Raw genomic sequence first — 11,885 nt, forward strand, 5'->3', positions numbered from 1 at the left:
CGTTAGTGTGCGTTCATGTTCGCTGTCACCGCCACGAAGACCGACGCAGACGACCCGCTGGCCGGGCTGACGACCGGGGAACGCCCCGAACCCGAGGTGCCGGACGGCTGGACGACCGTCACCGTCAAGGCCGCGGCCCTCAACCACCACGACCTGTGGTCCCTCAAGGGGGTCGGGCTGCCCGCCGACCGGCTCCCGATGATCCTCGGCTGCGACGCGTCCGGGATCGACGCGGACGGCAACGAGGTGATCGTCCACTCGGTGATCGGCGACCCCGACCGGGGCGGCGGCGACGAGACCCTCGACCCCAAGCGCTCCCTGCTGTCGGAAGCGCACCCCGGCACGCTGGCCGAGAAGGTCGCGGTGCCGCGCCGCAACCTCGTCCCCAAGCCCGCCGGGCTGTCGTTCGATGAGGCCGCCTGCCTCCCCACCGCGTGGCTGACCGCCTACCGGATGCTGTTCGACAAGGCGGCCCTCGAACCCGGTTCGAGCGTCCTGGTGCAGGCGCGGGCGGCGGCGTCGCCACGGCCGCGATCGCGCTGGCGTCCGCCGCCGGGTTCCGCGTCTACGCGACCAGCCGCAGCGAGGACAAGCGCCGCCGCGCGCAGGAACTGGGCGCGGACGCGGCGCTGGAGACGGGCGCGCGGCTGCCCGAGCGGGTCGACGCGGTGATCGAGACGGTCGGGCAGGCGACCTGGGCGCACTCGCTGAAGTCGCTGCGGCCCGGCGGACGCGTCGTGGTGTCGGGCGCGACGAGCGGCCAGGTGCCCCCGGCCGAGCTGAACCGGGTGTTCTTCCTGCAGCTCCAGGTGATCGGCTCGACGATGGGCACCCGCGGGCAGTTGGAGCGGCTCGCGCGGTTCCTGGACAAGACGGGCGTCCGCCCGCCCATCGACCGCGTGCTGCCGCTGCGCGACGCCCGCGAGGGGTTCGCCGCGATGGCCGACGGCGACCTCTTCGGCAAGATCGTCTTCACGCCCTGACGCCGACCGGCGAGGCCGTGACCGGCGGGACGGCCGCCCCGCGCGGCCGCCCGGTCACGGCTTCGCGTCGCCGTCCCGGTCGCCGAAGACCTCCCGGCGCAGCCGCTCGTGCGTCTCGTCCAGCAGGGTGCGGACGGCGGCGAGCGCGTCGTCGTCGAGCCGCGCGTCCCCGGCGGCCGCGCGGACGTCCTCCACGAACCGCCGCAGGTGCCGCTCCAGCTTGAGGCGCGCGACGTCCTCCTTGGAGCCCGTCGCGGTCTTCCAGGCGTCCTCCCAGGTCTGGCGCCACTCCTCCTTCCACACCTGCGTCTGGTCGCGCCAGAAGTCCTTCTGCCGCCGCCACTCGTCCTTCTGCCGGTCGGTGGTCTCCCGCCACGCGTCCTTCTGCCGCCCGGACGTGTCGCGCCACGCGTCCTGCGACGCCGTGCGGCCCTGGTCGCGCATCGTCTTCGCCGCCTGGCTCAGCTCCTCGCGCAGCGTCCGGACCGTCTGCCGGACGTCCTGCTGGACGCCGCGCGCGAACTCCTGCGCCGACGCGGAGATCTCCTCCTCCAGGTCGGCGAGCTCGTCCATCCGGTGCTCCAGCTCCTCGCGGCCCTTGTCGGTCAGCGAGTACACCTTCTTGCCCTTGATCACCTCGTGGGTGACGAGCCCCTCCGACTCCAGCCGGGCCAGCCGCGGGTAGATCGTGCCGGGGGACGGGGAGTAGACGCCGAGGAAGCGGTCCTGCAGCAGCCGGATCATCTCGTAGCCGTGGCGCGGGCTCTCCTGCAGCAGTTTCAGCAGGTAGAGGCGGAGGCGGCCGTGGCCGAAAACGGGGCTCAACTCACTTCTCCATTCCGGGGGCGTCGATCCCCGGCGCGTCGTCCGCGGCGCGCCCGAGGAGGACGACGGCGCCGGACACGGTGTTGACCGTGACGTGCCCGGAGCCGTCGCCGATCTTGCCGGTGACGCTGCGCGAGACGGTCCGGTTCTGGTGGTCGAGTTCGGGGAACGACGTCTCGATGCGCCCGGCGGCCGAGGTCAGCGAGACGTGCGCGTCCGCGGCCTCGGGGATCCGCAGCGCCACCTCCCCGGACACGCTGTTGGCGTCGATCCGGCACCGCCCGGCCAGGTCGACGTCCGCGGCGATGCGGCCGCTGACCGTGCGGGCCGCGAGCCGTTCGATGGACGCGCCGGCCAGCGCGAGGTCGCCGGACACGGACGTGAACGAGACCGTGCCGTCCAGGCCCTGCGCCTCGATCGCCCCGGAGACGGTGTTGGCGTCGATCGCGCCCGCCACCCCGTCGAGCGTCACGTCGCCGGACGCGCTCTTGATGGACGTCCGGACGGTCATCCCCGTGACGACCGCGTCCGCCGACACGAGGTTGAGGCTCACGGGGCAGTCGTGCGGGACCGTCACGGTGATGACCGCCCGCGCCTTCTGCGTGCGCAGCCAGGTCAGGACGCCCTCCCACAGCTTCTCGTGGCTGATCGTCAGCATCCCGGCCTCGTGCGACACCACCAGCGGCGGCCCCTCCACGTCGCCGATCGTGATCGACGGCCGCTCGTCGGAGGCCAGCACGGAGATGCTCCCCGCGATCAGCGTCGCCCGCAGCGCGACCACTCCGTCGAACCCGAGGCTGGTCGGTTCGTCGACCGTCCAACGCGACATATCGCCCGCCCTTCTCACCGAGGACCCGTTCCCTGACACGATATGTCGCGACCGCCGAAAGTCAAGACATATCGCGTTACTCGTCCTCGTCGTCGTCGAGGCGGGCCAGCCACGTCGCCAGCCGCTCGACCGGGGTCTCGAACTCGGGGTTGAGGTCGACGAACTCGCGCAGGCGCTCGGCGAGCCAGCCGAGGCTGACCTCCTCCTCGCCGCGCCGGTCCGTCAGCTCCTCGATGCCGCGGTCGGTGAAGTACATCCGGAAAGTCCTCTATGTCCAGGGACGCCGAGGGCTCCGGCGCATGCGCCGGAGCCCTCGGGTCACGCCTTCGGTTACTTCGGCTCGCCGAACAGGCGGGCCATCAGCGCGTCCTGCTCGGCCTGGTGCAGCTTGGCCGAGCCCACCGCGGGGGACGACGCCGCGCGGCGCGACACCCGCGACATCTTCAGCCCCTCGATGTGGTGCGGCAGCTTCAGCGCCATGAACGGCCACGCGCCCATGTTCGCCGGCTCGTCCTGCACCCACACGACCTCGGTGTGCCCCGGGTACTTCGCGAGCTCCGCCTTGATCTCGTCCACCGGCGGCGGGTACAGCCGCTCGACCCGGACGATCGCGGTGTCGGTGACGCCGGCGGCCGCCCGCGCCTTCACCGTCTCGTAGTAGATCTTGCCGGTGGTCAGCAGCACCCGCCGGACGTTCTTCGCCTCGATCGCCGGGTCGCTCTCCGGGATGACCGGCTGGAACGCGCCCTCGGTGATGTCGGCGACCTTCGACGTCGCCGCCTTCAGCCGCAGCAGCTGCTTCGGCGTGAACACCACGAGCGGCTTGCCGCGGCCCGACAGGACCTGCCAGCGCAGCAGGTGGAAGTAGTTCGCCGGCGTCGTCGGGTAGACCACCGTCATGTTGTCCTGCGCGCACAGCTGCAGGTAGCGCTCGATGCGCGCGGACGAGTGGTCCGGCCCCTGGCCCTCGTAGCCGTGCGGCAGCAGCAGGACCACGCTGGAGTGCTGGCCCCACTTCTGCTCACCGGACGAGATGTACTCGTCGACGATGCTCTGGGCACCGTTCGCGAAGTCGCCGAACTGCGCCTCCCACGCCACGAGCGCGTCCGGGCGGGTCATCGAGTAGCCGTACTCGAAGCCCATCGCCGCGTACTCGCTGAGCAGCGAGTCGTGCACGTAGAACTTCGACACGCCCTGGTCGAACTGCTTGAGCGGCGTGTGCTCCTCGCCCGACTTGCGGTCCACCAGCACCGCGTGCCGCTGGCCGAACGTGCCGCGGCGGGTGTCCTGCCCGACGAGCCGCACCGGACGGCCGTCGATCAGCAGCGACCCCATCGCCAGCAGCTCGCCGGTCGCCCAGTCGAACGCGTCGTCGTCCATCGCCTGGACGCGCCGCTGCAGGATCGGCTGCAGGCGCGGATGCACCGTGAAGCCGTCCGGCAGCGTGACCTGCGTCTCGATGATCCGCTTGACGGTCTCCACCGGGATCGCCGTGCCCGCCGACCCGTGGTCGATCGGGATGCGCTCCTCGACGTCCGGCTTGACCACCGAACCCGGTTCGAGCGGCTTCTTCACGGCCTCGCGGGTCTCGGTGAACGCCCGCTCCAGCTGCTCCTGGTAGTCGCGGAGCGCCTGCTCGGCCTCCTCGACCGTGATGTCGCCGCGGCCGATCAGCGCCTCGGTGTACAGCTTGCGCACCGACCGCTTCGCGTCGATCAGGTCGTACATCAGCGGCTGGGTGAACGAGGGGTTCTCGCCCTCGTTGTGGCCCCGCCGCCGGTAGCAGACCATGTCGATGACGACGTCCTTCTTGAACGTCTGCCGGTACTCGAACGCCAGCCGCGCCACCCGCGCGCACGCCTCCGGGTCGTCCCCGTTCACGTGGAAGATCGGCGCCTGGATCATCCGGGCGACGTCCGTGGAGTACACGCTGGACCGCGAGTACTCGGGCGCCGTGGTGAACCCGACCTGGTTGTTGATGATCACGTGGACGGTGCCGCCCGTCCGGTAGCCGCGCAGCTGCGACAGGTTCAGCGTCTCGGCGACGACGCCCTGCCCCGCGAACGCCGCGTCCCCGTGCACGAGGACCGGCAGCACGCTGAAGCCCGCCTCGCCGACGTCCAGCAGGTCCTGCTTGGCGCGGACGACGCCCTCCAGCACCGGGTCGACCGTCTCCAGGTGGGACGGGTTCGCGACCAGCTCGGTGTGGATCTTGGAGCCGTCGGCGGCGACGAAGTCGCCGGACGCGCCCAGGTGGTACTTGACGTCCCCGGAACCCTGCGCGCTGCGCGGGTCGAGGTTGCCCTCGAACTCGCCGAAGATCTGCCCGTAGGACTTGCCGACGATGTTGGCGAGGACGTTCAGCCGGCCGCGGTGCGCCATGCCGATGATGACCTCGTCCAGGCTGTCCTTCGCCGCCGCCGAGATCACCGAGTCCAGCAGCGGGATGACGGACTCGCCGCCCTCCAGCGAGAACCGCTTCTGCCCGACGAACTTCGTCTGCAGGAACGTCTCGAACGCCTCGGCGTTGTTCAGCCGCCGCAGCACGTGCAGCTGCTCATCGCGCGACGGCTTGTCGTGCGGGACCTCCACGCGCTCCTGGATCCAGGCGCGCTCCTCCGGGTCCTGGATGTGCATGTACTCGATGCCGACGGTCCGGCAGTACGCCATCCGCAGCACGCCCAGGATGTCGCGCAGCTTCATCGTCGGCTTGCCGCCGAACCCGCCCGTCGCGAACTCCCGCTCCAGGTCCCACAGGGTGAGCCCGTGCTTCAGGATGTCGAGGTCGGGGTGGCGGCGCTGCTTGTACTCCAGCGGGTCCGTGTCGGCCATCAGGTGGCCCCGGACCCGGTAGGCGTGGATCAGCTCGTGGACGCGCGCGACCTTGGCGACGTCGTCCTCGTGCGTCGCCGAGATGTCCTTGACCCAGCGCACCGGCTCGTACGGGATCCGCAGCGCCTCGAAGATGTCGTCCCAGAAGCCGTCCTCGCCGAGGAGCAGCTCGTGGATCCGGCGCAGGAAGTCGCCGGACTGCGCGCCCTGGATGATCCGGTGGTCGTAGGTGGAGGTCAGCGTCATGACCTTGCTGATCCCCATGCGCGACAGCGTCTCGCCGGACGCGCCCGCGAACTCCGCCGGGTACTCCATCGCGCCCACGCCGATGATCGTGCCCTGGCCGGGCATCAGCCGCGGCACCGAGTGCACCGTGCCGATGGTGCCCGGGTTCGTCAGGCTGATCGTCGTCCCCTGGAAGTCGTCCAGGGTCAGCTTGTTCCCGCGGGCCTTGCGGACGATCTCCTCGTAGGCGGCCCAGAACTGGCGGAAGTCCAGCGTCTCGGCGGCCTTGATGCTCGGCACCACCAGCTGCCGCGACCCGTCCGGCTTCTGCAGGTCGATCGCCAGGCCGAAGTTCACGTGCTCCGGCCGGACCAGCACCGGCTTGCCGTCCACCTCGGTGAACGCCGAGTTCATCTCCGGCATCGCCACGAGCGCCTTGACGATCGCGTACCCGATCAGGTGCGTGAAGGAGACCTTCCCGCCGCGCCCGCGCTTCAGGTGGTTGTTGATGACGATGCGGTTGTCGATCAGCAGCTTCGCCGGGACGGCGCGCACGCTCGTCGCCGTCGGCACCGCCAGGCTGGCCTCCATGTTGGTGGCCGTCCGGGCCGCGACCCCGCGGAGCTTGACCTCCTCCGCACCGGCCGGCACCGGCGGCGGCGCGGCCTGCTTCTTCTCGGCCTTCGGCGCCGGCTTCGCGGGGGGCTGCTGCTTCGGTGTCGGCGGCGCGGCCGTGCCGTTCGCGCCCTTGGGGGCCTGGGACGTCCCGGTGGTCGCGGCCGGCCGGCTGTCCGGCTGGTAGTCCGCGAAGAAGTTCCACCAGGCTTCGTCAACCGAGTTCGGGTCTTCGAGGTACTTCTGGTACAGCTCGTCGACCAACCACTCGTTGGCACCGAAATCTGTCAGCTTCGGGTCGGCACTAGGTTGCGACGACTCTGTCGACACGGCGGAGATCGCCCTCTTCCGCAGCTCGCAGGTAAGTAGTAAGACCAGTCAAGGCTATCGCGTGTTTCTTTGCGATGCCCTCGGCGTCAGGCCCGGGGGGCCTTCCTCCAACGGGCACCGCGGTGCGATTGCTGCATCGCTCCGACTCGCCCAGGGGCTCGCTGCGCGATCGGATTCTCGCTTCGCTCGAATCCGGCTTCGCTCGCAATCGCAGTGGCACCGGTCCGCTCTGGCTTAGGAGAGGGCTTGGGAACGTGCCATGCCTTCCCCGGTGGCGGAGCGGGTTCGTTGCCTCGGCCTAGGCTGCCACAATGTGCCCAAGGTCACAGTTTGAAACGCCGAAAATGTGGCCTGATGCCCCCCGACGGGCCCGTCCGCGGTCCCCGGTGCGGGGACCGCGTCCGTTGAATTTCAACCCCGTGGGCGCGCCCCAGTCAGGGCGGGCCTGGACGAAGAATCGTGCGTCACTCAGTGGGTGTGCGGCGCGACGGTGGGGCCTTCGCTGGCCTGGACGAGGACGAAGCCCTGGCCCTGGTAGGCGAGCTGCATGGCTTCGCCGCTGCCGCGGCCGATGAGGGCGCCGGCCTTGAAGGTCTTGTTGACGCCGACCTGGAGGCTGGTGCTCCAGGCGACGGCGGACTGGCCGTCGGCGAAGGTGGGGGCGCGGCCGCAGTCGAGCATGACGGGCGTGCCGTGGGTGGTGAGGGCGACCCAGCCGGAGCCCTGGAGGGTGGTGTTGAACAGGCCGCCGGCGGCGATGCCCGCGCCCTGGACGCGCTGGATGTCGGACTGGAGCTGGGAGTCGTAGGCGAGGATGTTCGCGCCGTTGACGGTGAGGCCCTCGTTCTCCAGGTAGAAGAGGTGGATGTCGTCGGCGTCGTTGGCGACGAACAGCAGGCCCTGGCCGCGGACGCGCATCAGGGGCACGCCCTCGCCGGTGAGGGCCTTCTTGAGGAACTTGCCCATGCCGCCGGAGCCTTCGTAGTCGAACTCCATCTGCCCCTGGAAGGCGACCATGGAGCCCTGCCGGGCCAGGACGTCGCCGTTGAGGTGGATCCGGAGCATCTTGGAGTTCTGGAGGGCGAAGTGGCCGGGGAGCTGCTGTCCCTGGTCCATGTTTCCGAAGAACTGGCTGCGCATGGTGGGGGCCTCTCGGTACTGGGATATATCGGTTCCGCAGCATAACGATGGGTCGGGACGGTTGGTGCCCGGGTTGTGATCACTCGTCCCAGTCGATCGCGGGCCCCTTGGGAACGACGCCGGACGGGTTGATGTTGCGCTGCGTCACGTAGTAGTGGCGTTTGATGTGATCGAAGTTCGTCGTCTCGCCGAACGCGGGGATCGAGTACAGGTCGCGTGCGTACGCCCAGAGGTTCGGGTAGTCGGTGAGACGCCGCAGGTTGCACTTGAAGTGCGAGTAGTAGACGGCGTCGAAGCGCGCGAGGGTGGGGTAGAGGCGGACGTCCGCCTCGGTGATGTCGTCGCCGAAGAGGTAGCGGCGGTCGGCGAGGCGCTCTTCGAGGCGGCCCAGGGTGTCGAAGAGGGCGTCGAAGGCGTCCTCGTAGGCGTCCTGGGAGGTCGCGAAGCCCGCCTTGTAGACGCCGTTGTTCACGGTGCGGTAGACGAGCTCGTTCAGCTCGTCGATCTCGGGGCGGAGGGCCTCGGGGTAGAGGTCGGGCGCGCCGGGCTTGTGGAACGCGGTGAACTCGGTCTCGAACGTGGTGGTGATGTTCGGGAAGTCGTTGGTGACGAGGCGTTCCGTGCGGGCGTCCCAGATGCAGGGCACCGTGTAGCGGCCGTCGAAGGACGGGTCGCGCGCCAGGTAGAGCTCGGAGAGGAACTCGGCGCCGGAGACCGGGTCGCGCTCGGGGAACCGCCAGCCGCGCTCGTCGCGGATGGGGTCGACGACGTTGAGGTCGATGACGTCCTCCAGGCCGAGGAGGCGGCGGACGATCAGCGAGCGGTGGGCCCACGGGCAGGCGTAGGAGACGAACAGCCGGTAGCGGCCGGGTTCGGCGGGGTATCCGGACGAGCGGTCGGCGGTGATGCGGTCGGTGAAGCGGTTCGGCTGCCGGACGAACCGACCGCCCTCGACCTCCTGCACGGACATGCCGATTCCTCTCTCGAAGACGACCTCGCTCGCCACGATAGTCCGCTCAGGTCTGCATCCGTCCGGAGAAGGCCGGGAGGTCCAGGTACGTGCGGACGCCGGGGGCGGCGGCGCACACGGCGGGGATCGAGTTCAGCGCGTGCGCGGCGGCCGCGGAGACGTCGTCGGACACCCAGGCGTCGTCGGTGGTCAGGGCGAGGGAGGGGCGGCCGTCGACGCGGACCGAGTGGCCCGGGTCGCCCCAGTCGGGGACGCTCGCGGCGTCGGCCTTGTAGATGACCTCGGCGGTGATCGCGGGGCGGGCGCCGGTGAGGCCGCTGAAGGTCCAGCGGACGGCCGCGACGGTGCCGCGCGGGACGCGGCCCGCGGCGATCTCCAGGTCGGTCCGGGCGAGCCGGTGGTCGACGTCCACGTCGATCTCGTCGAGGTCGACGCCGAGCCCCGCGGCGACGAGGTGGAGGCATTCGGAGTACATGTTGCGCATGCTGGTGCGGGCGGGCCGGAGGGTGCGCAGGAAGGCGTCCTCGTCGCGGCCGAGTCCGAGCGCGTGGTGGACCATCCCCCAGGACGGGTGCCCGGAGAGGTCGGAGCAGTCGCGGGAGTACACGTGGGTGATGCGGCGGGCCAGCCGGGCGAGGACGAGGGGGAGCACGTCGGCCATGAAGCCGCCGTTGAAGCCGGTGCCGTGGACGGACGTGCCGCCCTGCTTGCACGCCCGCTCCAGTTCCTCGACGAGCCGGGCGCCGTGCGCCTCCGGGTAGACGAGCCCGTTGGTGCAGATGACGTTCTTGCCGGAGGCGAGGAGGGCGCAGACGGTGTCGATGTCGTCGAGGACGGGCCGTCCGGGCGCGTAGACGACGCAGTCGGCGTCCAGGGCGAGGACGGCGGCGCGGTCGCGGGTGGCGCGGACGCCCGCGGGCGGCCGTCCGGCGATGGTGCCCGCGTCGACGCCGTCCTTGGCGAGGGTGTGGACCCAGGCGCCGGCCAGTTCCATGTCGGGACGGTCGAGGACGCCGCGGATGACGCTCCGGCCGAGCGCGCCGGTGGCCCACTGCACGACGCGGTGGCGGCGGGGCTCGTGGTCGGATGGGGTCATGGAGGGACCTCCGTGCTCCTCGCGGCGTCGAACGGGCGAGCCGATGGGGGAGGAGACTACGCCTGGCGTCCGGCGGAATACGGCAATTGACGCAACATTCCCTCTTGTCCCATCGTACGCGGGACTGGGGTCCCGTGCGGGCGGGAAGGAACCACGGGGGCCGCTACCGAGCGGGATTCGGTTGGGTGGTACCACTTGGTAACCCCCGGGTGATTATCTGGGGGGCGTAGTCGGTGCTCGATGTGAGGAGACACAGATGGCGGAACTGCGCTACGACGGCCGCGTCGCGGTCGTGACCGGTGCGGGGCACGGGCTCGGCCGGCAGCACGCGCTGGAGCTGGCCTCCCGCGGCGCCAAGGTCGTCGTGAACGACCTGGGCGGCGACCGCTCCGGCGTCGGCTCCGACGCCGGCCCGGCGCAGCAGGTCGTCGACGAGATCAAGAAGAACGGCGGCGAGGCCGTCGCCAACCCCGACAACGTGGCCACCCCCGAGGGCGCGCAGGCGATCGTCCAGACCGCGCTGGACACCTTCGGCAAGGTCGACATCATCATCAACAACGCCGGGATCCTGCGCGACAAGTCGTTCAAGAACATGACGCCGGAGGAGTTCGACGCGGTCATCGCCGTGCACCTGCGCGGCTCGTTCCTGGTCACCAGCGCCGCCTGGGCGCACCTGCGCGAGCAGGGCTACGGACGGATCGTCAACACCTCGTCGCCCGCGGGCCTGTTCGGCAACTTCGGCCAGGCCAACTACTCGACGGCCAAGATGGGCCTCGTCGGGTTCACCAAGACCCTCGCGCAGGAGGGCGGCAAGTACAACATCAAGGCCAACGCGATCGCCCCCGTCGCCTGGACCCGCATGACCGAGGACCTCCTGCCCGCCGACTTCGCCGACAAGCTGGGCGTCGACCAGGTCACGCCGCTCGTGGCCTACCTGGTGCACGACAGCGTCGAGCACACCGGCGAGGTGTACACGGTCGGCGGCGGCCGCATCGCCCGGATCTTCGTGGCGGAGGGCCCCGGCTACGGGCAGAAGACGACGCTGTCGGTGGAGGACGTCCGCGACAACTGGGAGGAGATCAACTCCCGCGAGCCGCTCACGATCTTCAAGAACGTGGGCGACCAGATGGGCCCGCTCATCCAGCAGCTCGGCTCCTGAGCCGTTGGGCGGGCTGAAGCTCGACCGGCGGGACGGGGTCCTCACGATCACCCTGTCCCGCCCGGACCGCCTCAACGCCGTCGACGGCGCGCTGACCGAGGAGATGCTCGACGTCCTCAACGGACTGATGCGCGACCCCGCGACCCGGGTCGTCGTGCTCACCGGCGAGGGCCGCGGGTTCTGCTCCGGGATGGACATCCAGGGCGACGGCGTCGACGGCGCCGCGGACGGACCCGCCGAGGGACGCGTCCAGCGGCTCTACCGGGGCATCGCGAACGGCGGCGAGGTCACCGCCCGGCTCCGGGAGATCCCGCAGCCGGTGATCGCGGCGCTGCGCGGCCCGGTCGCCGGGATGGGCGTGTCGTGGGCGCTGGCCTGCGACCTGCGCGTCGCCGACCCCACCACCCGCTTCGTCGTCCCGTTCACCGACCTCGGCCTGTCCGCCGGGGACTGCGGGCTGTCCTGGCTGCTGCCCCGGCTCGTCGGCCCCGCGAAGGCCGCCGAGATCGCCTACCGGGCGCAGCGGCTGGACGCGGCGCGCGCGCTGGACCTCGGGCTGCTGACGGAGATCGTCGACGATCCGGGCGGCGACCTCGCCGCCGCGCACGCGCTCGCCGACGAGCTGCTCACAAAGTCGCCCTACGGGCTGCGGCGCACGAAGGAGCTGCTCAACATGGCGCTGGACGCCCCCGGGCTCCGGCGCCAGCTCGCCGCGGAGACGGGCGTCCAGACGCTGGCGTTCTTCACCGAGGACCTCGCCGAGGGCATGACCGCGACGCTGCAGAAGCGCCGTCCGGAGTTCGAGAACCGCTGACGAGCCGCGGGGGCCGCGGCGGGACGACGTCCCGCCGCGGCCCCCGCGTCGTGCGTGCGAGGCCCTG

Annotated in this window: 9 protein-coding genes and 1 pseudogene; 3 read left to right on the forward strand and 7 right to left on the reverse strand. The window is 70.8% G+C overall.

Going from position 1 to position 11,885, the window contains the following annotated elements; all coding sequences use genetic code 11:
• The first annotated feature begins 15 nt into the window (after positions 1-15).
• A pseudogene (locus tag BJF79_RS37860) lies at positions 16-983 on the forward strand (zinc-binding dehydrogenase).
• Between the two features lie 54 nt (positions 984-1,037).
• On the opposite strand, the gene BJF79_RS37865 reads toward BJF79_RS37860, so the two are convergent.
• The 7 genes from BJF79_RS37865 to BJF79_RS37895 all read right to left on the reverse strand — a co-directional run bounded on the left by BJF79_RS37865 (position 1,038) and on the right by BJF79_RS37895 (position 9,845).
• A complete protein-coding gene (locus BJF79_RS37865; RefSeq protein WP_075904597.1) occupies positions 1,038-1,808 on the reverse strand; it encodes a PadR family transcriptional regulator in 771 nt (256 codons plus the stop codon).
• Position 1,809: 1 nt separating this feature from the next.
• Positions 1,810-2,637, reverse strand: a complete 828-nt coding sequence (locus BJF79_RS37870) for a DUF4097 family beta strand repeat-containing protein (RefSeq protein ID WP_075904599.1) — start codon at positions 2,635-2,637, stop codon at positions 1,810-1,812.
• 76 nt (positions 2,638-2,713) lie between these two features.
• Positions 2,714-2,893 (reverse strand): DUF6104 family protein, encoded by a 180-nt coding sequence (locus BJF79_RS37875; RefSeq protein ID WP_075904601.1) that lies wholly within the window; start codon positions 2,891-2,893, stop codon positions 2,714-2,716.
• 74 nt (positions 2,894-2,967) lie between these two features.
• Positions 2,968-6,639 carry a multifunctional oxoglutarate decarboxylase/oxoglutarate dehydrogenase thiamine pyrophosphate-binding subunit/dihydrolipoyllysine-residue succinyltransferase subunit gene (locus tag BJF79_RS37880; protein ID WP_075904602.1) on the reverse strand — a complete coding sequence of 1,224 codons (3,672 nt, stop codon included), beginning with the start codon at positions 6,637-6,639 and terminating at the stop codon, positions 2,968-2,970.
• Between the two features lie 468 nt (positions 6,640-7,107).
• The gene (locus BJF79_RS37885; RefSeq protein ID WP_075904604.1) at positions 7,108-7,779 is read right to left on the reverse strand and encodes an AIM24 family protein; all 672 of its coding nucleotides are present in this window, start codon (positions 7,777-7,779) and stop codon (positions 7,108-7,110) included.
• Positions 7,780-7,858: 79 nt separating this feature from the next.
• Positions 7,859-8,749, reverse strand: coding sequence for a glutathione S-transferase family protein (locus BJF79_RS37890; RefSeq protein WP_075904615.1), 891 nt, complete (start codon positions 8,747-8,749; stop codon positions 7,859-7,861).
• Positions 8,750-8,795: 46 nt separating this feature from the next.
• Positions 8,796-9,845 (reverse strand): dihydrodipicolinate reductase, encoded by a 1,050-nt coding sequence (locus tag BJF79_RS37895; protein WP_075904606.1) that lies wholly within the window; start codon positions 9,843-9,845, stop codon positions 8,796-8,798.
• A gap of 256 nt (positions 9,846-10,101) precedes the next feature.
• On the opposite strand from BJF79_RS37895, the gene BJF79_RS37900 reads away from it, so the two are divergent.
• Both BJF79_RS37900 and BJF79_RS37905 read left to right on the forward strand, forming a co-directional pair.
• Entirely contained in the window at positions 10,102-11,004 is a 903-nt protein-coding gene (locus BJF79_RS37900; protein ID WP_075904608.1) for an SDR family oxidoreductase, read from the forward strand.
• Between the two features lie 4 nt (positions 11,005-11,008).
• On the forward strand, positions 11,009-11,818 hold the full coding sequence (locus BJF79_RS37905; protein WP_075904610.1) for an enoyl-CoA hydratase/isomerase family protein: 810 nt from the start codon (positions 11,009-11,011) through the stop codon (positions 11,816-11,818).
• Positions 11,819-11,885 lie beyond the last annotated feature (67 nt).

This window comes from Actinomadura sp. CNU-125 (assembly GCF_001942465.1).
Taxonomy (GTDB): Bacteria; Actinomycetota; Actinomycetes; order Streptosporangiales; family Streptosporangiaceae; genus Spirillospora.